Genomic DNA, 23365 nt, shown 5'->3' with positions numbered 1-23365 from the left:
TTAAGTGCCATCTGAAAAATTTGCAAAACGCGGGAGGAGCAGATGCAAATGTTGGATAGACGTGGATTTTTAGTGACGGCGGCGCTGGCCGGTCTCGGTGTAGCGGCGGGCGGCTTTCGCGCGTCCGCGGCCGAAACCCGGCTTCGCTGCGTATGGTGGGGATCGGCCGACCGCAGCAAGCGCACCAATGATGTGATCGCCCTTTACCAGAAGGCTAATCCGCAGACGGAGATCAGCGGCGAAATGATCGCCGGTTCCGATTACTGGACCAAGCTTGCGACTTCGATGGCGGGACGGAATGTCGCTGACATCTTCCAGCTGGAGCCTTCCACCATTGCCGATTATTCCGGTCGCGGCGCCTGCATGGAACTGGACCAGTTTGTCGGCAAGTCGCTTGATCTTTCCACCTTCGGCAAAAGCGAGGTTGATCTCTGCCGCATCGACGGCAAGCTTTATGGCGTTGGTCTCGGGCTGAATTCCTTCTGCATGATGTATGATGCCGATACGCTGAAGGAAGCCGGTGTTTCCGTGCCGAAGGACCAGATCACCTGGAAGGCGCTGGCGGAACTGGCGCGCGATTTCAAAAAGAACGCTCCGGCAAAACGGAACTATTGGGCGGTGCCGTATGGCGCGCGTTACCACTACGTTTTTGATGTCTGGCTGCGCCAGCGCGGCAAGCTTCTGTTCCAGGACGGCACCATCGGCTTCAACAAGGAAGATGCGAAGGAATGGTTCGCCTATTGGGAGGACCTGCGCGAAAACAAGCTCTGCGTTTCCGCCGATATCCAGACACGAGACGACAATACGATTGAATCCAACGCCCTGACGCTCGGCAATTCCGCCATCGGTTTTGCCTATTCCAACCAGCTCGTCGGTTATCAGAAGCTCAATAAACAAGTGCTGTCCATCGGCATGTTGCCGGGTGAGGGGCCGGGCAAGCCAACCGGGCATTATTACCGGCCGGGCCTCATCTGGTCCATTTCGTCCACTTCGACCAATGCGGAAGCGGCGGCGAAATTCATCAACTTCTTCGTCAACGATCTCGAGGCAGGCAAGGTGCTCGGCGTGGAGCGTGGCGTGCCGCCGGCCAAGGTCGTGCGTGAGGCATTGTTGCCGAGCCTCAACGAGACCGAGCGCAAGACGGTGGACTATATCGAAAGCCTGTCGGGCAAGCTCGATTCCTATCCGGAACCCGCCCCGATCGGCGCCAATGAATTCGACCGTGGTGTGATGCGCCCGATTGCCGATTCGCTCGCCTTCGGTCGTGCCAGCGTCGATGAGGCGGCGCAGAATCTTGTCGACACCGGCACGCGGACCCTGCGCAAGCGCGGTTGACGACAAAAAAGGGCGCCGCCACGCGGTCTCGCAGCCGTGTGGCGGTGCCTTTTTCATTGGTCGTGATGGGCGCACGAGGGAATGAGCGGCGCTTTACGCCCTCTGCTACAGCTTTATGACAAACAGGACTGGACAAGGGCAGGGCATTTAAGCCAGAAATTCTGATCTGGATCGATAAATCTGAAGATTAGACCATGGCGCCCAATTTCCTCCTCGTTGATGCTGAAAAAGAATTCGATGTGCTGAAGGCGGCCGCGTCGCTGATCCGCGTGCAGATATTGAAACTGCTGCATGAGGCCAATGGCCTGAACGTCAACGAGATCGCCCAGAGACTGGAACTGCCGCAATCCACTGTCTCTGCCGGTGTGGCGGTTCTCGAAGAGGCGGGATTGCTGCGAACGGAGACGCGCAAGGCGCGCAAGGGAAACCAGAAAATCTGCTTCGCCACCTGCGACGAACTCATCGTTTCCTTTCGAAAACCGGAGACGCCGGCGGCTTCCAATTACATTGCGGTGGCCATGCCGCTCGGCCTTTATACGCAGAGTTCGGTCACCGCGCCCTGCGGCATCTGCTCGCCGGAGGGCATTATCGGGCTGCTCGATGTGCCCGATACATTCATGGATCCGGACCGTATGAAAACGGCGCTGCTGTGGCTCACCTCGGGTTTCGTGGAGTATCAATTCCCCAATAATGCCAAGATTCAAGGGCGGGACGTCGAGGAAATCGAGTTTTCGATGGAAGTCAGTTCCGAGGTGCCGGGCACCCACAGCAACTGGCCGTCCGATATCACGCTGTCCGTCAACGGCAAGGAAATCGGTGTCTGGACCTCGCCCGGAGACTTTGGCGACAAGCGGGGCGTCTTCACGCCGGACTGGTGGAAACTGTCCGGTTCCCAATATGGCATGCTGAAGACCTGGCGCATCACGCCCCAGGGAACCTATGTCGACGGTACGCGGATTTCCGATGTCACGCTTGCGGATATCGACCTCGTCAGCCACCGTTCCATCCGGTTGCGCATCGAGGTCAAGGCTGATGCAAAACATCCCGGCGGGTTGAATATATTCGGCCGCGGTTTCGGCAATTACGATCAGGACATTGTCCTGCGCCTGCGCACCGCGGGCTGAACCCCTCAATTTTCAAAAGTATGATTTTCGCGGTTGACAGGCGCGGATTCCCTCGGCAACTATATTATCAAATATGGTTCATATCATATTTTAAGATATAAATGCGCAGGGAGGAGAACCTATGAAAGCGCGGGTTTCAGTCCACCGGGATTTCCGGATTGGGCGTATCGATGATCGCCTGTATTCCGCCTTCATCGAACATATGGGGCGTGCGATCTATGGCGGGATATATGAGCCCGGCCATCCGCAGGCGGATGCGAACGGCTTTCGCAAGGACGTCCTGAAATTCGTACAGGACCTGAAAATCCCCGCCATCCGTTATCCCGGCGGCAACTTCGTTTCGGCCTATCGCTGGGAAGACGGCATCGGCCCGCGCGACCAGCGCCCCATCCGTCTCGATCTTGCCTGGCGCTCGAAGGAAACCAACCAGATCGGCATCAACGAATTCGCCGACTGGGCGCAGATGGCCGGCATCGAGATGATGCTTGCCGTCAATCTCGGCTCCCGTGGTCTGGATGATGCCCGCAACTTCCTCGAATATGTGAATTTCCCGGGCGGTACTGCGCTTAGCGATCTGCGCCGCAGCCACGGCACCGAAAAGCCGCATGGCGTGAAGATGTGGTGCCTCGGCAACGAGATGGACGGCCCCTGGCAGATCGGCCACAAGACCGCGGTGGAATATGGCCGTCTGGCCAACGAAACTGCCAAGGCTTTCAAGGGCTTCGACCCGACAATTGAAGCGATCGTCTGCGGCAGCTCCAATGACGGCATGCCGACCTATCCCGAATGGGAGCGCGAGGTGCTGGAGGAATGCTACGAGAATGTCGATCACATCTCGCTGCACAAATATTTCGGCAATAACAGCCGCGACACGCTGAATTATTTCGGCAAGATCGAAGAAACCGGGCGCTACATCCAGACCATTGCCGGGGTCATCGACTACGTGAAGGCGAAGAAACGCGCCAAGAACGAAGTGTCCATCTGCTTTGACGAATGGAACGTCTGGTATCACATTCGCGAAGAAGACGGCAAACGCATCAAGAGCTGGGACTGGCCGGAAGCGCCGGCACTTCTGGAAGAGACTTACAACTTCGAGGACGCGCTTTTTGTCGCCGGTCTGCTCAATGAGTTCATCCGCCGTTCGGATCGCGTGCGCATCGCCTGCATCGCCCAGCTCGTGAATGTCATCGCCCCCATCCGGGCGGAAAAGAACGGTCCGGCCTGGCGCCAGACGATCTATTATCCTTATCAGTTCGCCTCGCTTTATGGCCGTGGTGTCGCGCTGAATGTCGCGGTCGATTGCCCGACCTATGATTGCAACGCGGCCGATGACGTCAAATATCTCGATGTCGCCGGCGTTTATGACGAAGCCGAAGGCATGGTGACGCTGTTCGTGCTCAACCGGCATCTCACCGAGGCGGCCGATATCAATGTCAGCCTCACCGGGTTCTCGTCGGCCACGCTCGACCTGCATCTTGCCATGGCGGGATATGACCTGCGCGTCGGCAACGGCCCGGATCAACCGGATCGCGTCGTGCCGGTGCCGGGCAGCGGCGTTGGTGTCGAGGATGGGGCGCTGAAGGGGTCCGTGCCGGCACTGTCCTATCATGTGCTGCGGCTGAAGGTTCAGTGAGGCGGCCATGGGTGTCCGTCTCAACAATATAGCCAAGTCCTTCGGATCCTTCGCAGCGATCCGGGATGTCTCGATGGAAATCCCGACCGGCAGCTTTGCGGTCTTTGTCGGGCCTTCCGGTTGCGGCAAATCCACGCTGCTGCGGATGATCGCCGGCCTTGAAGAGACCAGCGGCGGCCGCATCGCCATCGATGACCGTGATGTCACGGCCGTCGAGCCGGCCGAACGCGGCGTCGCCATGGTGTTCCAGAACTATGCGCTTTATCCGCATCTCAGCGTGTTCGAGAACATGGCTTTCAGCCTGCGGCTTGCCCGCAGGCCGAAATCCGAGGTGAATGAAAGGGTGGGCGAGGCTGCCCGCATCCTGCAGCTTGAAGACCATCTGCATAAAAAACCGTCGCAGCTTTCGGGCGGTCAACGGCAGCGCGTGGCGATCGGCCGCGCCATCGTGCGGCAGCCGAAGGTCTTCCTTTTCGACGAGCCGCTTTCGAACCTCGATGCGGAGCTGCGCGTCCAGATGCGGCTGGAACTGACGCGCCTTCACCGCAAGCTCGGCGCCACGATGATCTATGTCACGCACGACCAGGTGGAGGCCATGACGCTTGCGGACAAGATTTTCGTGCTGAAGGGCGGCGTCGTGCAGCAAGCGGGTGCGCCGCTCACCCTTTATGACGATCCGGATAATCGGTTCGTGGCCGGCTTCATCGGCTCTCCGGCAATGAACTTCCTGCAGGCGGCGATTGTCGAACAGCGAAACGGCGTCGTGACGCTTTCGCTCGATGGTGGGGAGAGACATCTCGAAGCACGGCTTTCACAACCTGTTTCCACCGGCCAGCGGGTCGAAATCGGCGTTCGGCCGGAGCATCTGACGATAACGCAGGACGGTGCCCTGCCTGTCAATGTCGAGGTGGCGGAGGAGCTGGGGGATGTTTCCTATCTCTACACGCGCGCGCCCTCGGGCAAGGAAATCATCGTGCAGCGGCAGGGCTCGCGTGAAAGTCTGGATGGCCGATCCGTCCTGCTGAGCGCCTCGCCCGACCACATTCTGGTTTTCGATAGCGACGGCAAAAGATTGCGATAGGCGCGAGGAGGCGCCTTTCGATGCAGCAGACCGCCCCATCAGGGGTGTTTCCACATAAACGGGAGGAGTGAACGATGCGACTGATCAAGACATTGTTTGTTGGCACGGTTCTGGGTTTGACCGCCCTGCCGGCGCTGGCCAAACAGGATATCGTCTGGTGGGACTTTCTGTCGGGCGGTGACGGCGTGCGCATGAAGGCGCTGATCGATGCCTTCAACAAGGAGCACCCCGATATCCAGGTCAAGGGAACGACGCTGGAATGGGGTGTGCCCTTCTACACCAAGGTGCGGACCGCCTCTGCCGTCGGGGAAGGACCCGATGTCATGACCTACCACCTGTCGCGTGCGCCGCTTGCCCTGCAGGAAAAGGTGCTGAGCGAGATTACCGACAAGGACTTGGAGGAAGCCGGCCTGAAGAAAGACGATTTCTTCAGCGCGCCGCTCGAGGCGGCCACCCATGACGGCAAGCTTTATGCCGTGCCTTTCGATATCCACGCACTTGTTCTTTATTACAATGCCGATCTTCTCAAAGGCTCGCCCTATCTCGATACCGAAGGCAAGCTGACCGGCATCAAGACGATGGATGATTTCGAAAAGGCGCTGGCCTGGGCAAAGGAAAAGGGTGTTGAAACGCCTGTCACCTACCAGTCCGGCGGTGAAGCCGGTGTCTGGCGTGTCTTTTACACATTGTTCTCGCAACAGGGCGGCGAACTCGTCACCAATGGCGAGGTGCTGGCCGGCGACAATGCAGAGAAAGCCGCCAAGGCGATCGACACCATGTCGAAATGGCGCGAAAACGGCTGGGCACCGGAACAGGCGGAATATGCGGCATCTGTTGCGCTGTTCTCCGCCGGAAAATCTGCGTTCCAGCTGAACGGCGTCTGGGAGGTGCCGACCTACAAGGATCTGGAGAAAAACAACAAGCTGGGCTTCAAGTGGAGCGCGGTTGAAGTTCCGCCCTTCATGGGCAAACGCGCCACCTGGGCGGATTCGCACGCCTTCGCCATCCCCAACCAGGGTGACAAGACCGTTTCCGGCGAGAAGCGCGCTGCCGTCATGAAGGTGATCGGCTGGATGGAAAAACACGCCATCAGCTGGGCCGATGCCGGCCATATCCCGGCCTATAAATCGATCACCGAAAGCAGCGAATACAAGGCGATGCAGCCGAACGCCACCTATGCATCACTGGCGGAAGCGGCGGTGTTCGATCCGAAAACCACGATCACCGGTGTGGCCTCGCCAGCCTATGATGCCGCTCTCAACGTTATCGCTCCGGCCATTCAGGGCTTCATGAGCGGCACGGATGCGGTGGCGCAGATCAAGGACGAGCTGCAAAGCAAGCTGAAGTAACGGAAACCTGCCCTCCGGCTTCTCACCGGAGGGCAGCACGCAATGCGCAAGGTCCCGGAGACATACCATGGCTATGATTGAAAACCGGCGCAAGAAATCGCTGATCGCGCTGTCGATGGTGACGCCGTTCATCGTGGTCTTCGTCACCTTCTTCCTTTATCCGCTGATTGAGATGGTGCGCATCAGTTTCACCGATGCGCCGCTGATCGGTGACGGAAACTGGGTCGGGCTGGCGAACTACGCAAAACTGCTGAGCGACAACCTCTTTGTCACCTCTTTGAAAAACAATGGCTATTTCGTGCTTTTGACCGTCGTGCCGACGACCGTCATCGCGCTCATGATTGCTCTTGCCGTCAGCCGCCTGTCGGGCGTGAAGCAGACGATCGCCATGAGCCTGTTTTTCCTGCCCTATGTTCTGCCGGTTTCGGTCGTCACGGAAATCTGGGCATGGATGCTCGATCTGCAGTTCGGAATTCTCCAGCCTGTCATTTCACTCATTGCAGGCAAGCCGGTTGCTGTTTTCAAGAACCCCTATTGGGTGATGCCAATGGTGGCTGTCGTGACCATCTGGTGGACGAATGGCTTCAACGTGCTGCTGTTCATCGCCGGGTTGCGCAATATCCCGGCCGAGCTTTACGAGGCTGCCTCACTTGACGGCGCAACGACGTGGCAGCGCTTCTGGCGGGTGACGTGGCCGCTTTTATGGCCCGTCACGGCACTGGTTCTCACTTTGCAACTGATCCTGCAGCTGAAGATATTCGATCAGATCTATCTCCTGAGCGGCGGTGGGCCCTTCAATTCCAGCTTCGTGCTTCTGCTCAAGGTCTATCGTGAGGCGTTCCAGCTGAACAATGGCGGTTACGCTTCCGCCGTTTCCACCGTGTTGTTCCTGCTGATCGTCATCGTTTCCATTCTTCAGTTCCAGTTGCTGCGCATCCGGAGGAATTCATGAGCTTCACGAAAAGACTGGAAAACGTCGTTCTGACCCTGCTGACATTTTCGGCGGCGCTCGTGTGGATATTTCCGCTCTACTGGGGTTTCGTGACGTCGTTACGCTCGGACAATAATGTTGCGGGCAACATGTCGATTTTGCCGGATGAATTCCAGCTGGGCGCTTATGTGAATGCCATCTTCAACACGCGGCTGTTGACCTGGTATGTGAATTCCATCGGCACCGCCGCAATCGTCACGGTTTCCGTGCTGCTGATTTCGATGTTGTGCGCCTACGCCCTGTCGCAGATCCGTTTTCCGGGACGTCGCCTGCTTTATGGCATCGTGCTGGCGAGCTTCATGGTGCCGGCGCAGACGCTTGTGGTCACCCAGTTCATCCTGATGAAGAACCTCAACCTCATCAATACCTGGGCGGGCATCATCCTGCCGCAGCTCATCACGCCCATCGTCATTATCGTTTACAAGCAGTTCTTCGACAGCGTGCCCAAGGAAATGCGCGAAGCCGTGGTTCTGGATGGCGGCGGCGAATACACCATTCTTTTCAAGGTCTATCTGCCGCTGAACTGGGGCATCACCACCGCTCTCGCTATCGTGACCTTCATCACGGTGTGGAACGCCTTCTTCTGGCCCTTCCTCGTGATCACCTCTGAAAACATGATGACGATCCCCGTCGGCATCACGCAGGTCAACGATACTTTCGGCATTGTTTATGCGCGCCTGATGGCCATTGCCATGCTGGCGGCCCTGCCGGTCATCATCGCTTATGTCGTCTTCCAGCGCCGCGTGACGGAAGCGATCATGATCTCGTCCGGCGTGAAAGGGTGAGGGCGGCACTCTTTGCATATGCGGCGGGCAGCAAATGACATCGACGCTGCCCGCTTCGTCGTGACCAAGCCATCCCTTCGGCTCATCCGCCACGCCTGTTCGTTCGGGCAAAGGTGAAGCCCCCATAGGCGGCTGGTCTGGTTGCCGCCATCGACACATGCAGGTCCGGCACGAACGGACATTTATCCGAAACCGTGCCGGACCTGTCTCAGGGGAAGATCAAACCGCGAGCAGCTTTTCGTTGTTGCTGCGGGCAGTCTCCGCCGTTCCTTCCGTTTCGATCCGTTTTCCGGTGGCCGGGTCGAAGAAATGCATATGGGCGGCGGGAAGCTCCATGTGGATGCGCTGGCCGGGTTTTACCGAGAGATCCTCACCGATGGCGGCCGAGAAGGTTTCTCCAGCTATATCCGCATGCACGATGCGACCGGAGCCAAGTTCTTCGACGAAATCCACCACGGCCGGTACGCCCGGACCATCCATGCTCACCACGCATTGTTCCGGGCGGATGCCGACCGTCACGTTGCGGCCGCGCAGCTCCAGCGCGGTTTCGGGGAAGAGTTTCACCGGCGCGCCGGAAAGCATCACGGCAGGGGTTTCCACCTCCACCTTTGTGGTGAAGAGGTTCATGGCGGGAGAGCCGATGAAGGAGGCGACAAAGGTGCTGGCCGGGCGGTGATAGATATCGAGCGGATGGCCGACCTGTTCGACATTGCCCTTGTTCATCACCACCAGCCGGTCGGCCAGCGTCATGGCTTCCACCTGGTCATGGGTGACGAAGATGGAGGTGGCGGAGAGGCGCTGGTGCAGCTTGCGGATTTCGGCGCGCATGGACACACGCAGCTTGGCGTCGAGGTTGGAGAGCGGCTCGTCGAAAAGAAACACGGCGGGTTCGCGGATGATGGCGCGGGCCATGGCCACGCGCTGGCGCTGGCCGCCGGAAAGGGCGGCCGGCTTGCGTTCCAGATAGTCGGAAAGCCCGACGATCTTGGCGGTCTCCTCGATGCGTCGCTGGCGCTCGGCCTTGGGAACACCGGCGACCTTCAGCGCATAACCGATATTGCCGGCCACCGACATATGCGGATAAAGCGCATAATTCTGGAACACCATGGCGCAGCCGCGTTCACGCGGCTCCAGCGTGTTGACCACGCGCCCGCCAATGGCGATTTCGCCGGAGGTGATTTCCTCCAGGCCGGCGATCATGCGCAGAAGCGTGGATTTGCCACAGCCCGAAGGGCCGAGGATGACGACGAATTCGCCGGAGTCGAAAGAAAGATCCACCCCGTGCAGGGTCTGCGTCTTGCCATAGGATTTGCGGACCTGACGAATATCGATCTGAGCCATGATAGAAAACCTTGTTGTTGAAAGCCGCGCGTCACTTGTCGGACGAGACGAGGCCACGGACGAACCAGCGTTGCAGGAAGGCCACGACGAAAAGCGGCGGCAGGATGATGATGAGGGAACCGGCCAGCGTGACGTTCCAGTCCGGCGTGCCGTCATCGGCGGGCAAAAGCGCCCTGAGCGACATCATCACCGTCTTGTAGGAAGGGTCGGTGATCATCAGCAGCGGCCAGAGATACTGGTTCCAGGCATAAACGAACATGATGGTGGTGAGCGCCAGCATGTTGGTGCGCGAGAGCGGCAGCAGCATGTCGACGAAGAAGCGCGCTGCACCTGAACCGTCCATGCGGGCGGCCTCGGCCAGTTCATCCGGGATCGTCATGAAGAACTGCCGATAAAGAAAGGTGCCGGTGGCGGTGGCGACGAGCGGTAGCGTCAGGCCGGCATAGGAATTCAGGAGGTTCCATTCCAGCGTCACCTCGATGCCGAACAGGCCGAGAATGGAGCGCAGCGGCTGAAACAGATCGGCGGCGACCGAATAGGTCGGGACCACGCGCACTTCGAGCGGCAGCATCAGGGTGATGAAGACCGTCCAGAAGAACAGATGTTTCAGCGGCGAGCGGAAGAAGACGATGGCAAAGGCGGTGAAGGCGGAGAGCGCCACCTTGCCGATGGTCACCAGCACCGCCATGATCAGGCTGTTGAAGAGAGCATTGCCGAGATTGGCGCGTGCCCACGCGGCCTTGGCATTGGTGAAGAATTCACCCTGCGGCATGAAGTTGAAGGGTACGCTGTTAACCTGCTGGACCGTCTGGCTGGCGCCGGAAATGACGACGAGGAAGGGGCCGATGAGCAGGAGAAAACCTGCCACCATGATCGCATAGGTCAGGGCGTTGGCATAGGGAGTGCGCTGGATCATGGCCGCCTCACTTGTAATGGACTTGCCGCTCGACAAAGCGGAACTGAACGAAGGTGAAGACCATGATGAGGCCGATGAGGACGAGGCTCTGCGCCGAGGCGCCGGAATAGTTCAGCCCCTCGAAGGCCTCGCTGACGATGCGATAGACCATCACTTCCGTGGCGTGGTTGGGGCCGCCCTCGGTGGTGGAGGCGACGATGCCGAATGTATCGGCGCCGACGAAACCCTCCGTCATCATGATGACGGTCAGGAAGAACAGGGTGGGCGCAAGCAGCGGCACCTGGATGTCGATGGCGCGGCGGATCGGTCCGGAACCGTCCATGGCGGCGGCTTCGGTCAGCGAGCGCGGCACCGATTGCAGGCCGGCGAACAGGAAGATGAAGGTGTAGCCCGCCCATTTCCAGATGAAGATGACGATGATGAGGATCAGCGCATGTTCACCATATTTTGCCGGGTTCCAGATATCGGGCCACCAGGCGTTCAGGGAGGCGGCGAGACCGCGTTCCGGTGACAGGATGAAGCGGAAGGCCATACCGGCGGCGGGACCGGCAATCGCATAGGGCAGGATATAAAGCACCCGGAAGAAACCGGAGCCGGGAAGCTGGCGATCAACCGCCAAAGCGAGGACGAGGCCGATGAGAATGGCAAAAAACGGTCCGACGATTGCAAAGGTCAGGCTCGTGACGATCGATTGCCAATAAAGCGGATCGCCGAAGGTTTCCACGAAATTGGCGAGGCCGACAAATTCCGCTGGGCCGCCGAAGGGCGGTTCGAGGGTGAATGCCCAGTTCAGCACCGCGACAACCGGCCAATAGAAGAACAGAAGGATGAGCAGGAACTGCGGCAGGGCGAAGAGCACAGGCAGCCATGTGCTTTTGAAAACGGTACGTTTTTCCATTGGAGACCGGCAATGTTCGAGATTTCGGCGGGCCTGCCCGGAGGATGTCCGGACAGGCCTTGTGACAGCAATGAAAGCGGGCTTAGTTCAGCTTGGCGCCTTCATAGGTCTTTTCGAAGCGGCGCAGACCGGCGTTGGAGCGCTCGACGGCCTTGTCGAGCTCGGCCTGGATATCGGCGTTCTGCATGAAGATGGCTTCGAGCGAGGTCGCAACTTCCTTGCGGATCTGCGTGAAGCCACCGAGGCGGATACCGCGGGTATATTCGGAAGGTGGCGTGAACGTCAGGCTTTCGATTGCCTTTTCGCGGCCCTTGTAGGGAGCCTTGTCGTAAAAGCCGTTGGCCTTCATGGCGTCGAAACCGGTCTTGGTGACCGGGATGTAGCCGGTGACCGTCGACCACCACTCAACCATCTCCGGCTGGGCGATGAAGTTCAGGAATGCGGCGGCACCCTTGTATTCAGCCTCCGGACGACCGGCCATGACCCACAGCGAAGCGCCGCCGACCAGCGAATTGTGACGCTCGGTGCCCTTCCAGATCGGCAGCATGGCGACGTCCCACTTCACGCCTTGCGGCATGCCCTTGCCGACCGTGCCGTGGCTGGCGATCGAGGACATGAACATCTGGCAGGTCTGCGAGGTGAAGGCGGGCAGGATGTCCATGCCGAGCTGCTTGGTCTTGACGACGAACAGCTTCTCATCCTGCATCTTCTTGAAGAATTTCACCTGGTCGACGAACTTGGTCTTGTTGATCGTCAGCTCGGCGTCGAGACCCTGATAACCATTGCCCTTGGTGGCGATCGGCTGGTTGTGGATGGCGGAGAATTGCTCCATCAGCATCCAGGTGTCGAAATTGAAGGCGAGCGGGCATTCAAAACCGGCGGCTTTCAGTTTCTTCGAAGCTTCTTCAACCTGTTCCCAGGTGTCGGGCTTGAAGGTGATGCCGGCTTTTTCAAAGGCATCGACATTGTAATAAAAGACGGCGGTGGAGGAATTATAGGGGAAGGAGTTCAGCTCGCCCGACGCCGTGGCGTAATAATTGGCGATGCCGGGGAAATAATTGTTCCAGTCGATCTTGTAGCCATTGTCGGCCATCAGTTTCTTGGCGGGAACGAAGGCCTTGGACAGCATCATGTCCAGCGTGCCGGCGTCGTAGATCTGGGTGATGGCGGGCTGCTTTTTGGCGCGATAGGCGGCAATGGTGTTCTGCAGGGTGGTTTCATATTCGTTCTGCGAGGTGCAGACGATCTCGAAATCGGCCTGGGAGTCGTTGAACTTCTTGCAGGTTTCCTGGACGCGGTCGCCGAGATCGCCGGAAAGGCCGTACCAGAATTCGAACTTGGTCTTTTCTGCGTGGGCGGCGGTGGCGCCGAAGGCGGCGGCAATGGCAACGCCGGCCACGAAGGAAGTCAGAGCGGAAGATTTCATGAGTTGAGCCCCGTTGATGGAATGATGGCCTGCTCGGGCAAGGACCTCATGTCCCCGGCACGAAGCCACGGGCTCTGCTAACAGCCGTTTTTGACGGATCGCTTACATTTTGTTGAACGTTTTATGATGACTGGCCGCGCAGCGCATTCTGCGCGGCTGAAAAAATGCGACAGATACTAAAATTCGCAGTTTAACCTTATTTTTCAGATGCTTGGATATTCGGCGCCGCTTCACTACTTGCTGCTGAATATCCTGTCTGCGTCAACCACGACATGCGGCTTCGATAGCGGCGACGTCGATTTTCTTCATATCCATCATCGCGTCGAAGGCGCGTTTGGCCTCCGCGCCACCGGCCGCCATGGCCTCCATCAGCACGCGCGGCGTGATCTGCCAGGAGACGCCCCATTTGTCCTTGCACCAGCCGCAGGCGCTTTCTTCACCGCCATTGCCGACGATGGCGTTCCAGTAGCGGTCCGTTTCTTCCTGGTCCTCGGTCGATATCTGGAATGAAAAAGCCTCACTCTGCTTGAAGACCGGTCCGCCATTGAGGCCGATGCAGGAAACGCCGGCGACGGTGAACTGCACCGTCAGCACATCGCCCTTCTTGCCGGAGGGATAGTCGCTCGGCGCATGGTGAACGCCGGTGACGGCGCTGTCCGGAAAGGTTTCGGCATAAAATCTGGCGGCGGCCTCCGCATCCTTGTCATACCAGATACAGATCGTGTTCTTTTCCATGTGCATGGTCCTCCCAGGTTGAAATCGTCCCCCTTGCCGGCGGGGGAACTTGCGGACCGCTGGCCCGTTCCCCATCAGGCATAAAATGCGGCTGCGGGACAAACGTTCCGAAAACTCCGTGCCACGGTCCCGCCGGCTTGGAAACCGGATCATGGATAGGGCTTTTGTATTGCATCGTTGCGACTGCGGGATTGGGGCCATGTCGAGGCTTTGAAAAGATACCGGGCAATTGCAGGTTTTACCGGCTGCGCGCTTCAATCCGCCTGACGAAAGTCAATATTATCCTTAAATATTATTTAACAATGCAATCATAATATTTGCGAATAATTTTCATTGAAAACATTCATTTCATCGGAGGACTGCGCGTGACTATTCTTGATCGTGGTGCCAATGCTGTGGCGGTTCTCGCCGCGCTTTCCAAATCCCAGGCCATCATAGAATTCGACCTTTCCGGAAAGATTCTGACGGCCAACGAAAATTTCTGTCGTGCGCTCGGTTACGAGCTTTCGGAAATCGTCGGTCGGCACCACAGCATGTTCGTCGAGCCCGCGGTCGTGTCCTCGCAGGATTACAGGGCCTTCTGGTCCAAGCTTTCGTCCGGCCAGTTTGATCAGCGGCAATATAAGCGCATTGGCAAGGCCGGCCGCGAAGTCTGGATCGAGGCTTCCTATAATCCGGTGTTTCGCCGCGGCAAGCCGGTGAAAGTGGTCAAGATCGCCACCGATATCACCGACCGCAAGCTGAAGGCGGCGGAAGATGCGGGTAAGATCGACGCGCTGTCGCGGGCGCAGGCCATCATCGAATTCTCTCCGAATGGCGATGTCCTGACCGCCAACGACAATTTCCTGGCGGCGCTGGGTTATTCGCTTTCGGAAGTGCAGGGCAGGCATCATTCCATGTTCTGCGAGCCGGCCTATACGCAGTCGGTGCAATATAAGCAGTTCTGGGAAAGACTGTCGGGCGGCGATCTCGTGGCGGATGAATTCATGCGGCTCGGCAAGGGTGGCCGCAAGGTCTTCATTCAGGCGTCCTACAATCCCATCTTCGATCTGAACGGCAAGGTGTTCAAGGTCGTCAAATTCGCCACCGACGTGACCGGCCGCGTCGAGAATGTCGAGAAGCTGGCACAATGTCTCACCGATCTGGCCGAGGGCGATCTTGCTCAGAGCATCGACAAGCCTTTCATTCCGTCTCTCGAAAGATTGCGCACGGATTTCAATGCGGCTTCGGAAAAGCTGAAGAGGGCGATGACGCTGGTATCTGAAAATGCCGGCGCGATTTCTTCGGGCTCGAACGAGATACGCTCCGCCGCCGATGATCTGGCGAAACGCACGGAACAGCAGGCCGCCTCCATCGAGGAGACGGCGGCCGCGCTTGAGGAGATCACCACGGCGGTCAATGATTCCAGCCGTCGCGCGGAAGAGGCCGGCAAGATCGTCGCTCGCGCCCGCGATCATGCGGAGCATTCCGGCCAGGTGGTGCGCGATGCGATTGGCGCCATGGACCAGATCGAAAAATCCTCGCGGGAAATTTCGAACATCATCGGCGTGATCGACGAAATCGCCTTCCAGACCAATCTTCTGGCGCTGAATGCCGGTGTGGAAGCGGCGCGTGCCGGTGAGGCGGGCAAGGGCTTTGCCGTCGTCGCGCAGGAGGTTCGTGAGCTGGCCCAGCGTTCGGCAACCGCCGCAAAGGAAATCAAGAGCCTGATCAATGCCTCGGGCGCGCAGGTGGAAAACGGTGTCGGCCTTGTCACCAGAGCCGGTTCGGCCCTGCAGGAGATCGCCGAGCAGGTGCGCGACATCAACACCAATGTCGTCGCTATCGTTGATGCCGCCCGCGAACAGTCCACGGCACTCGCCGAGATCAACCAGGCGGTCAACACCGTCGATCAGGGCACGCAGCAGAATGCGGCGATGGTGGAAGAGCAAACCGCCGCAAGCCACAGCCTTGCGCGGGAAGCGGCGGCGCTGTTCGAACTTCTCGGGCAGTTCCGGTTCGAGGACGCGCCGCGATCAGCGTCGCCCGCCTCGCGGAGCCACTTCGAGCAGCAGGCAGCGCCTGTTAGTCCGCGCCATAGCGCATCCCGCCCGCTTGCGGCACGCGGTTCGGCTGCGGTTGCTGTCAGCCATGAGGAGTGGCAGGACTTTTAAGGCAGGCTGAGTTGCCCTGAGTCGGCAATGAGGGCGCACATTCTCCTGACGTCATCCTCGGCCTCGTGCCGAGGATCCAATCATGTTGAATAAATCAATAGGTCGCAGATCCTCGGGACAGGCCAGAGGATGGCGCGGACTTGATTGGGTTGGGCCTTTTCGGTGTTCGATACGTGATGACAAGCCCGAAAGCTCGTCATATCTTCCCGATTGACCGATAATCGGCACATCGCGTTTGGAATTTTCGGGGACGCTCGCTTGGCAGGGATATCGACAGGCCGCACGGCTCTTGCCTTTTGTTTGCTGGTCGCAGCCTCTGGCGCGGGGAAGGCCGAAGAGCCCGCCAAGGAAAAACCCGCCTGCGCCTATACCCACGATGTCGCGCCGGAGCTATGCATCAATGCCGGCAGTTACAATAATGATCTCTGCCGCGCCATCGAGGTTCTGGCTGCCCGCCATGCTGTTCCGCCTGACTATTTCGCCCGGCTGATCTGGCGGGAAAGCCTGTTTCGGGCGAGTGCTATCAGCCCGAAGGGGGCGGAGGGCATTGCCCAGTTCATGCCGGGCACGGCGCGGTTGCGCGGTCTCGAAGACAGTTTCAACATCATCGCCGCTCTTGAGGCCTCCTCCCGTTACCTGTCGGAACTGAACGTGCAGTTCGGCAATTTCGGTCTTGCCGCCGCAGCCTATAATGCCGGGGAGGCGGGCCTGCGGAACTTCATCGCCACCGGCCGCCTGCCGATGGAAACCCGCGACTATGTGTTTGCGATCACCGGCTACCCCGTGGAGACATGGAAGGACAATCCGCCGGAGAAGGCGGCGCCGGCACTGGATGACGGCCGTCCCTTCCACGATGCCTGCGTGCGTCTCGCCGATACCCGCACCATGAACGATCCCGTCCTCATTGCTTCAGCCGACTGGGCGCCCTGGGGCGTGCAGCTTGCCGCCCATTATAATCCGGCGGTGGCGAACCGGCTTTTCACCCGCGCGATCGTGCAGCTTTCGGAACCGCTGAATGCCGAGAGGGCGCTGATCGTGCGGCAGCGGGGCGGCAATTTCGGCTCGCGGCCACGTTATGCAGCCCGCATCGGCCGCGAGACCCGCGCCGAGGCCAACACGCTGTGCGGCGAAATCAGGCGGGCGGGTGTTCCCTGCACCGTGTTCCGCAACCGGTAAAACGGCGAGCGCCGGGCCGGTCTGTTTTCTCTTCGCCAGGGGCGATCATAACAAGTTGATCGGCTTTGCGGCCGTCCCATCTTTCGGGGCGGGGTGATCCTGCATAGATTTGCCGCGAATGCCGGCCGACAGGGGCCGGCGGCATATGTGGGGAATGATCTGGAAATGAAATGGTTTGAAACCGGATGTCTGGCGGTCGTTCTGGTCGTCGTTGCGGCGTGCACCAGCACCGGGGAGACGCAGATTTCCCGCACGGTCGCGGGTTTTGTGGGCCAACCGCGTGAGGCCGCAATCGCCAGGCTTGGCCGCCCGAACAAGGTCATCATCGAAAACGGCGAAACCGAATCCTACTGGCTGAAGGTCGATGTGGAGACCTATGCCGGGCTCAGCAACCGGCGCGAAGTCAAGACCGTGGACGGGCAGGCGCGGATTTCGGAAACCGAGGGCATGAAGATCAAGGAACATCGCCGCGATTGCATCATCAAGATCACCGCGAATGCCGCCTCCACCATCAAGACGAGCGAGATCATCGGCAATCCGGCCAATTGCGAGGGCCTTCTCAATCGTCCGGCGTCCTGAGGCGGTCCGTCGCAACCGCCCCGGTTGCCGAATGCCTCAGAGCTCCATCTTGATGGTCAGCATATATTCGGTGCCCTTCGCCCGGTCGCGCGTGCGGGATACTTCCAGCGTGACCTTGTCCAGCTTGTGGCCGAGGCTTTCCTTGATCGTTCCGCCCGGCGTATCTTCGCGCCGGAACGAGGTGTTGCCGTAACCGACACCGATTTTGCGGGTTATGGCGTTTTCCGTATAGGTTCTTCCGAACATGGCGGAAGCCTGGCCGCTGCGTACCGTCGTCTCGAAACCGCGGGTTTCGATATCGCGATAGGCTGAGGCGGCAATCGAATTGTCCGAACTGCTATAGCTGCCGCCCGCACTTATTTTGGCGAGGCGATGGCCGTCGTGCTCGAGAGAGAAATTTCCGTCGGCCGAAGGTCCGTAACGACCGCCGCTCATGCTGTCCTTATAGGTGAAGCGGAAACGGCCGCTGCGCGCATCGACCTGATAATTATAGGAGGCGTCTCCGCTGCGGATCTGAATGCCCGGCGCCGGCTCGCTGCCGAGGATCGGCGAAACCTTGTCGGCGAACTGGAACAGCGGTTTCGTGACCTGATCGAACTCCGATTTCGACAATTGCACCGGCTTGCCATCCGGGTCGAACTTTCCGACCGCCAGGCAGGGGCGCTGGTTGATGATGCTCTTCAGGGCAAAGACCGTGCAATTGTCGCTGGTCGTGCCGGCAATGGCGGCATGCACAGAGTTGCGCAGGGTGTAACTGCCGCAGCAGGAGAAAGCTTCATTGTCCACGCTCGCATCGCGAGTATAACCCGTGAAGACAATGCCGCTTGCGCCGTTGGCCAGGCCCACATTGGCAAAATGCGGACCGCTTTGCAGCGGAAAGAGCTTCAACTGGCCCTGGTCGGCAAGCGTTTTCGGGTTGGAAGGTGATGGAAGCGGCATTCTTCTTCTCTCCTGAAACACGGGGACGGTGTTTTTTTACCATCGTAAATTGAAGCTGCAACCCTCAACTGTACCCCGTGAAATATCCCCTTTCTGTGGATGAGGGTGTGCGCTGTTGTTCCTGTGAGCCTCTGCGCATATGTTGGAGTACTGAATCTCGATTTCCGGGCAAGGCGGACAGGCGCATAATGACCTCCCAGTTGGATTTTTTCGCTTCCGCCACAGCGCGGCTTCCTCAGGCTGAAAGGGGGCGAAAGGCGGCTGGTCGCGAGGCCGCGCCCAAGATCGGCTTGGATGATGAGGCGCTCGCCACCCATCTTGAAGCGACCGGCAATTATCGGGTTCTGCGCAGGCTGCAGCCACGCCCGGTGGTCGACCGGCCAAGACCGGAATTTTCCCGCCGTGGCGTGATCCTCGATACGGAAACGACGGGGCTCAACCATCGCACCGACGAAATCATAGAAATCGGCGTCATAACCTTCACATTCGACGATCAGGGTGTGATCGGCGATGTGACCGGCGTCTATGGCGGGTTGCGGCAGCCGGCCATCGCCATTCCGGAAGAAATCACCCGCCTGACGGGGATAACCGATGAGATGGTTGCGGGGCAGGCGATAGACATGGCCCGGCTGACCCCTCTGATCGCCGGGGCCGATCTGATCATCGCCCACAATGCCGGCTTCGACCGTCCCTTTTGCGAGGCCTTCTCGCCGATCTTCCACGACAAGGCCTGGGCCTGTTCCGTTTCGGAAATAGACTGGCGGGCGCGTGGTTTCGAGGGCAACAAGCTTGGCTACCTGATCGGGCAATCCGGCTATTTTCATGACGGCCACCGCGCTGTCGATGACTGTTTCGCGCTGCTGGAGGTGCTGGAACAGACACGCCCTGGCCATGAGGGCACGCCTTTTGCGGAGCTTTACGAAGCGAGCCGGCGGTCAAGAGTGCGCATCTATGCGGAAAACAGCCCATTCGATATGAAGGATCATCTGAAAAAACGGGCTTACCGCTGGTCGGACGGTTCTGACGGCCGGCCGAAATCCTGGTGGGTGGAACTGCCGGAAGAGAAGCTCGAAGAGGAACTGCATTTCCTGCGGACCGAAATTTACCGTTGGGATGCCGATCCGATGGTCAAACATCTCACGGCCTTTGACCGGTTCAAGGCCGGTTAAATCGCGCCTGTCTCCGGGTTTTAAGATTGCATACAATTTCTGCAATGAATCGAAAACAATCGCTGCAAATTTGAGCAGAGCCGTGTCCGCACCCACGGAACTCTGAAAAATCTCCTTTTGCATCAATGGCAAAGCCATCTGGCACGGCTCCTGCATGACAAAGACGTCGCAGGAGAGTGTTTATGAGCAAAGCCGCAGCAATCGACATCGCGTCCGTATCCAAGATTTACGGCAATACCACAGCCGTGCATGCGATCAGCCTCAAGATACCGGCTGGAAGCTATTGCTGCCTGCTTGGTCCCTCGGGCTGCGGCAAGACCTCGACATTGCGGATGATTGCCGGCCACGAAAGCATTTCCAGCGGCGACATCAGGCTCGGCAATGTGGTGGTCACCGATCTGCCGCCGGCCCGGCGCGGTACTGCGATGATGTTCCAGTCCTATGCGCTTTTCCCGCATCTCGATCTTGTCGACAATGTCGCCTTCAGCCTCAAGATGAAAGGCACGGACAAGGAGAACCGGCGGGCCAAGGCGCTCGAGATGCTGCGGCTGATGCAGCTCGAACCCTATGCCAGCCGCCGCCCGGCCCAGCTTTCCGGCGGGCAGCAACAGCGCGTAGCGCTGGCGCGCGCACTCATCACCGATCCCGAGGCGCTGCTGCTGGACGAGCCGCTTTCGGCGCTGGACCCGTTCCTCAAGATCCGAATGCGCGCCGAGCTGAAGAAGCTGCAGACCTCGCTCGGCATCACCTTCGTGCACGTCACCCATAGCCAGGAAGAGGCGATGGCGCTCGCCGATATCATCGTCGTCATGAATGACGGCCGCATCGAGCAGGCGGCCACGCCGCGCGAGGTTTTCGAGCGCCCTGCAACCGCTTTCGTTGCCCGTTTCATGGGCGATCATAACGTCATTTCCGGCCGTTATCGGGAAAAGGCAGGCGATCTTGTGACACTCGAAGTGGCGGGCGGCGGCACATTTATCGCCGATGGAATGGCCCCGGATGACGGCGCGGTGGATATCGCGGTCCGCACCGACCGGGTGCGCGTCGGCGAAGCGGAGCAGCCGGGCCTCGGTTTCACCGGCATCGTCTCGAATGTCGAGTATCGCGGCGCAAGCATGAAAATCGCCGTCACCGGCGCCGGCATCGAGGATTTCAACGTCATCCTCAGCGATGCCGCCTTCTTCGAGAACCCGGTCAGGACCGGCGACGCCATACCGCTTTCATGGAATGCGGCCGATGCCATCGTGCTCGGCCGGGTAGAGAAGTGACCCAAAAATAACCAGAGGAGAACTTTGAAATGACCGATACCATCAACAGCAAGAGGGGCCTGTCCCGCCGCGGCCTTCTGAAGGCGGGCGCGGCTGCGACGGGGGCGGCGATCGGCTCCGGCCTCATCACCGGCTTCCCCACCATCTGGGCGCAGAACCCCATCACCATCCGTCAGTTCGGCACCGGCGTGTCGAACCTCAATGCCATTGCCGAAAAGTGCAAGGCCGATCTCGGCATCACGCTCGAGATGACAGCGACGGATTCGGATGCGGCGGCTCAACGCGCCGTCACCCAGCCGAATTCCTACGACATCGCCGATATTGAGTACTGGATCCTGAAGAAGGTCTATCCCGCCGGCGTCATCCAGCCGATGGAAATCAAGAAACTCAAATATTACGACAAGATCGTCCCGCTGTTCAAAAACGGCAAGCTGAAGCCGGACAGCGTCGTGGCGCAGGGCACCGCGCCGCACACGGTCGGTTTCGTCGAAAAGCCGGGTGACAAGACCTTCGCCAAGGGTGAGACCGATTATTTCACCATGGTTCCGACCATCTACAATGCCGATACGCTCGGCATCCGCCCCGATCTCGTCGGCCGCGATATTACCAGCTGGGCCGATATCATGGACCCGAAGTTCAAGGGCAAGACCTCGATCCTCAACATCCCGTCCATCGGTATCATGGATGCGGCGATGATCATGGAAGCCATGGGCAACATCAAATATGCCGACAAGGGCAACATGACCAAGGAAGAGATCGACAAGACCATCGATTTCCTCATCAAGGCGAAGAAGGACGGCCAGTTCCGCGCCTTCTGGAAGAGCTTCGACGAGAGCGTCAACCTCATGGCCTCGGGTGAAGTCATCATCCAGTCCATGTGGTCGCCGGCAGTTGCCGCGGTCCGCTCCAAGGGCATTGCCTGCAAATACCAGCCGCTGAAGGAAGGTTATCGCTCCTGGGGCGGCGGTCTCGGTCTCGCCAAGCATCTTTCCGGTGCGAAGCTCGACGCGGCCTATGAATATATCAACTGGTACACTTCCGGCTGGGTCGGTGCCTACCTTAACCGTCAGGGTTATTATTCAGCCGCCATGGAAACGGCGAAGGAACACATGTCCGCCGACGAGTGGGGTTACTGGGTGGAAGGCAAGCCCGCGCAGGGCGATATCATCGCGCCCGATGGCAAGGTCATGGAAAAGGCCGGTGCCGTGCGCGACGGCGGCTCTTTCGAGGAGCGCATGGGTAAGGTTGCCTGCTGGAACTCGGTGATGGACGAAGACCGCTACATGGTCCGCCGCTGGAACGAATTCATCGCCGCTTAGTACCCGAAACAGACAGGATCGGTGGCGTTGGCTGCCGATCTTGACAGCAACAGAGCCTCTAAACTCTCCGTCATCCTCGGGTTTGACCCGAGAATCTAACGACCCACCACATCAAACGTGGTTCGATCCTCGGGACAAGCTTGAGGATGACGTCGCGTTTGAAGAGAGCTTTGTCTGACACACTATCCGGTGCGAAAGCTGCCGGTACTTCTGCAAATCCAGCGAAAGGCTCCCCCATGGTGACGGTTAGGCTCATCGGCGTCAGCGAGAAGAAGGATAGGCCGGCGAGCAGCTTCGCGCTGCCGCAGAAGCTTGTGTCCTATGTGCAGGCCCTGCCGCTTTTCCTCATCCTCGGCTTTTTCCTGCTGTTGCCGATCCTCATGATCGCCGTCGTCAGCTTCTGGGACTATGACTTCGCCCAGATGTATCCCGATTTCGTCACCTTCAATTATCTGGAGACGCTCGGCTCGTGGGTCACCTGGCAGACCTATCTCAACACGCTGAAATATGCCGCTATGGTCTGGGCCATCACGCTGTTCTGCGGTTTCTGGGTCGCCTATTTCCTTGCCTTCCACATTCGCACCACCACCATGCAGATGGTGCTGTTCCTCGTCTGCACCGTGCCTTTCCTGACGTCGAACATCATCCGCATGATCTCCTGGATTCCGGTTCTCGGGCGAAACGGCCTCGTCAACAGCGCGCTGGTTGGCACCGGCATCATTCCCGAGCCGATTGAATGGCTGCTCTATTCGGATTTCGCCGTGGTGCTGGCCATGGTGCATCTTTATACGCTGTTCATGGTCACGCCGATCTTCAACACGCTGATGCGCATCGACAAATCGCTGATCGAGGCGGCGCGGGACGCCGGCGCGACGGGCTGGCAGACGCTCGCCAACGTCATCATTCCGCTTGCCAAGCCCGGCATGGCCATCGGCAGCATTTTCGTCGTGACGCTGGTCATGGCGGATTTCTCCACGGTTCAGGTCATGTCCGGCGGCCAGAGTGCCTCGGTGGCGCTGATGATGAAGAACCAGATGTCGCTGCTGCAATATCCGGCCGCCGCTGCGAATGCCGTCATCCTGCTCATCCTCGTTCTTCTGATGGTCGCGGGCATTCTGCGCATCGTCGATATCCGCAAGGAGCTTTGA

20 protein-coding genes are annotated in these 23365 nt (G+C 59.1%); 14 read left to right on the top strand and 6 right to left on the bottom strand.

All coding sequences use genetic code 11. The features are described 5' to 3' along the window. Nucleotides 1–42: 42 nt before the first annotated feature. From QD336_RS13460 to QD336_RS13430, 7 genes are all read left to right on the top strand, one after another. The gene (locus tag QD336_RS13460; RefSeq protein ID WP_499171062.1) at nt 43–1335 is read left to right on the top strand and encodes an ABC transporter substrate-binding protein; all 1293 of its coding nucleotides are present in this window, start codon (nt 43–45) and stop codon (nt 1333–1335) included. Nucleotides 1336–1529: 194 nt separating this feature from the next. Further along, a complete protein-coding gene (locus QD336_RS13455; protein ID WP_499171061.1) occupies nt 1530–2459 on the top strand; it encodes an ArsR/SmtB family transcription factor in 930 nt (309 codons plus the stop codon). A gap of 121 nt (nt 2460–2580) precedes the next feature. Next, on the top strand, nt 2581–4092 hold the full coding sequence (gene arfA / locus QD336_RS13450) for an arabinosylfuranosidase ArfA (RefSeq protein ID WP_080827711.1): 1512 nt from the start codon (nt 2581–2583) through the stop codon (nt 4090–4092). Nucleotides 4093–4099: 7 nt separating this feature from the next. After that, nucleotides 4100–5173, top strand: a complete 1074-nt coding sequence (locus tag QD336_RS13445; RefSeq protein WP_499171060.1) for an ABC transporter ATP-binding protein — start codon at nt 4100–4102, stop codon at nt 5171–5173. A gap of 74 nt (nt 5174–5247) precedes the next feature. After that, nucleotides 5248–6522, top strand: coding sequence for an extracellular solute-binding protein (locus QD336_RS13440; RefSeq protein ID WP_499171059.1), 1275 nt, complete (start codon nt 5248–5250; stop codon nt 6520–6522). A 67-nt stretch (nt 6523–6589) separates the two neighbouring features. After that, on the top strand, nt 6590–7474 hold the full coding sequence (locus QD336_RS13435; protein WP_269345551.1) for a carbohydrate ABC transporter permease: 885 nt from the start codon (nt 6590–6592) through the stop codon (nt 7472–7474). Next, nucleotides 7471–8298 carry a carbohydrate ABC transporter permease gene (locus QD336_RS13430; protein ID WP_269345553.1) on the top strand — a complete coding sequence of 276 codons (828 nt, stop codon included), beginning with the start codon at nt 7471–7473 and terminating at the stop codon, nt 8296–8298. The genes QD336_RS13435 and QD336_RS13430 overlap by 4 nt, the downstream gene beginning before the upstream one ends. Before the next feature lie 219 nt (nt 8299–8517). Here QD336_RS13430 and QD336_RS13425 read toward each other — a convergent pair whose 3' ends face one another. The 5 genes from QD336_RS13425 to QD336_RS13405 form a co-directional block, all read right to left on the bottom strand. Further along, on the bottom strand, nt 8518–9639 hold the full coding sequence (locus tag QD336_RS13425; RefSeq protein WP_499171058.1) for a sn-glycerol-3-phosphate import ATP-binding protein UgpC: 1122 nt from the start codon (nt 9637–9639) through the stop codon (nt 8518–8520). Between the two features lie 31 nt (nt 9640–9670). Next, entirely contained in the window at nt 9671–10555 is an 885-nt protein-coding gene (locus tag QD336_RS13420) for an ABC transporter permease subunit (RefSeq protein WP_499171057.1), read from the bottom strand. Between the two features lie 7 nt (nt 10556–10562). Beyond that, a complete protein-coding gene (locus QD336_RS13415; RefSeq protein ID WP_269345559.1) occupies nt 10563–11453 on the bottom strand; it encodes a carbohydrate ABC transporter permease in 891 nt (296 codons plus the stop codon). Between the two features lie 82 nt (nt 11454–11535). Beyond that, the gene (locus QD336_RS13410) at nt 11536–12879 is read right to left on the bottom strand and encodes an extracellular solute-binding protein (RefSeq protein ID WP_499171056.1); all 1344 of its coding nucleotides are present in this window, start codon (nt 12877–12879) and stop codon (nt 11536–11538) included. 261 nt (nt 12880–13140) lie between these two features. Then, nucleotides 13141–13614 carry a VOC family protein gene (locus QD336_RS13405; RefSeq protein ID WP_499171055.1) on the bottom strand — a complete coding sequence of 158 codons (474 nt, stop codon included), beginning with the start codon at nt 13612–13614 and terminating at the stop codon, nt 13141–13143. A 365-nt stretch (nt 13615–13979) separates the two neighbouring features. Between QD336_RS13405 and QD336_RS13400 the strand changes: the two genes are divergently transcribed. From QD336_RS13400 to QD336_RS13390, 3 genes are all read left to right on the top strand, one after another. Next, nucleotides 13980–15767, top strand: a complete 1788-nt coding sequence (locus QD336_RS13400; RefSeq protein ID WP_499171054.1) for a methyl-accepting chemotaxis protein — start codon at nt 13980–13982, stop codon at nt 15765–15767. 258 nt (nt 15768–16025) lie between these two features. Continuing rightward, the gene (locus QD336_RS13395; RefSeq protein WP_499171053.1) at nt 16026–16943 is read left to right on the top strand and encodes a transglycosylase SLT domain-containing protein; all 918 of its coding nucleotides are present in this window, start codon (nt 16026–16028) and stop codon (nt 16941–16943) included. A gap of 165 nt (nt 16944–17108) precedes the next feature. Continuing rightward, on the top strand, nt 17109–17522 hold the full coding sequence (locus QD336_RS13390; protein ID WP_499171052.1) for a hypothetical protein: 414 nt from the start codon (nt 17109–17111) through the stop codon (nt 17520–17522). A gap of 36 nt (nt 17523–17558) precedes the next feature. On the opposite strand, the gene QD336_RS13385 is transcribed toward QD336_RS13390, so the two are convergent. Further along, complete coding sequence (locus QD336_RS13385) at nt 17559–18461, bottom strand: hypothetical protein (protein ID WP_269345571.1); 903 nt, start codon at nt 18459–18461, stop codon at nt 17559–17561. 188 nt (nt 18462–18649) lie between these two features. Between QD336_RS13385 and QD336_RS13380 the strand changes: the two genes are divergently transcribed. From QD336_RS13380 to QD336_RS13365, 4 genes are all read left to right on the top strand, one after another. Continuing rightward, a complete protein-coding gene (locus QD336_RS13380; RefSeq protein ID WP_499171051.1) occupies nt 18650–19630 on the top strand; it encodes a 3'-5' exonuclease in 981 nt (326 codons plus the stop codon). A gap of 182 nt (nt 19631–19812) precedes the next feature. After that, nucleotides 19813–20898: an ABC transporter ATP-binding protein gene (locus tag QD336_RS13375; protein ID WP_499171050.1), complete on the top strand. Its 1086-nt coding sequence runs from the start codon at nt 19813–19815 to the stop codon at nt 20896–20898. Between the two features lie 29 nt (nt 20899–20927). Then, on the top strand, nt 20928–22217 hold the full coding sequence (locus QD336_RS13370) for an ABC transporter substrate-binding protein (protein ID WP_499171049.1): 1290 nt from the start codon (nt 20928–20930) through the stop codon (nt 22215–22217). A gap of 236 nt (nt 22218–22453) precedes the next feature. Next, nucleotides 22454–23365 (top strand): ABC transporter permease, encoded by a 912-nt coding sequence (locus QD336_RS13365; protein ID WP_499171048.1) that lies wholly within the window; start codon nt 22454–22456, stop codon nt 23363–23365.

Source organism: Rhizobium sp. BR 250, from assembly GCF_047445855.1.
GTDB lineage: Bacteria > Pseudomonadota > Alphaproteobacteria > Rhizobiales > Rhizobiaceae > Agrobacterium > Agrobacterium tumefaciens_I.
This window is presented reverse-complemented; position numbering and strand designations above follow the sequence as displayed.

Bases quoted from the DNA above. Each gene is read 5' to 3' on its own strand.
- QD336_RS13460 (WP_499171062.1), top strand. From the start codon at position 43: ATGCAAATGTTGGATAGACGTGGATTTTTAGTGACGGCGGCGCTGGCC.
- QD336_RS13455 (WP_499171061.1), top strand. From the start codon at position 1,530: ATGGCGCCCAATTTCCTCCTCGTTGATGCTGAAAAAGAATTCGATGTG.
- arfA (WP_080827711.1), top strand. From the start codon at position 2,581: ATGAAAGCGCGGGTTTCAGTCCACCGGGATTTCCGGATTGGGCGTATC.
- QD336_RS13445 (WP_499171060.1), top strand. From the start codon at position 4,100: ATGGGTGTCCGTCTCAACAATATAGCCAAGTCCTTCGGATCCTTCGCA.
- QD336_RS13440 (WP_499171059.1), top strand. From the start codon at position 5,248: ATGCGACTGATCAAGACATTGTTTGTTGGCACGGTTCTGGGTTTGACC.
- QD336_RS13435 (WP_269345551.1), top strand. From the start codon at position 6,590: ATGGCTATGATTGAAAACCGGCGCAAGAAATCGCTGATCGCGCTGTCG.
- QD336_RS13430 (WP_269345553.1), top strand. From the start codon at position 7,471: ATGAGCTTCACGAAAAGACTGGAAAACGTCGTTCTGACCCTGCTGACA.
- QD336_RS13425 (WP_499171058.1), bottom strand. From the start codon at position 9,639: ATGGCTCAGATCGATATTCGTCAGGTCCGCAAATCCTATGGCAAGACG.
- QD336_RS13420 (WP_499171057.1), bottom strand. From the start codon at position 10,555: ATGATCCAGCGCACTCCCTATGCCAACGCCCTGACCTATGCGATCATG.
- QD336_RS13415 (WP_269345559.1), bottom strand. From the start codon at position 11,453: ATGGAAAAACGTACCGTTTTCAAAAGCACATGGCTGCCTGTGCTCTTC.
- QD336_RS13410 (WP_499171056.1), bottom strand. From the start codon at position 12,879: ATGAAATCTTCCGCTCTGACTTCCTTCGTGGCCGGCGTTGCCATTGCC.
- QD336_RS13405 (WP_499171055.1), bottom strand. From the start codon at position 13,614: ATGGAAAAGAACACGATCTGTATCTGGTATGACAAGGATGCGGAGGCC.
- QD336_RS13390 (WP_499171052.1), top strand. From the start codon at position 17,109: ATGAAATGGTTTGAAACCGGATGTCTGGCGGTCGTTCTGGTCGTCGTT.
- QD336_RS13385 (WP_269345571.1), bottom strand. From the start codon at position 18,461: ATGCCGCTTCCATCACCTTCCAACCCGAAAACGCTTGCCGACCAGGGC.
- QD336_RS13380 (WP_499171051.1), top strand. From the start codon at position 18,650: ATGACCTCCCAGTTGGATTTTTTCGCTTCCGCCACAGCGCGGCTTCCT.
- QD336_RS13375 (WP_499171050.1), top strand. From the start codon at position 19,813: ATGAGCAAAGCCGCAGCAATCGACATCGCGTCCGTATCCAAGATTTAC.
- QD336_RS13370 (WP_499171049.1), top strand. From the start codon at position 20,928: ATGACCGATACCATCAACAGCAAGAGGGGCCTGTCCCGCCGCGGCCTT.
- QD336_RS13365 (WP_499171048.1), top strand. From the start codon at position 22,454: ATGGTGACGGTTAGGCTCATCGGCGTCAGCGAGAAGAAGGATAGGCCG.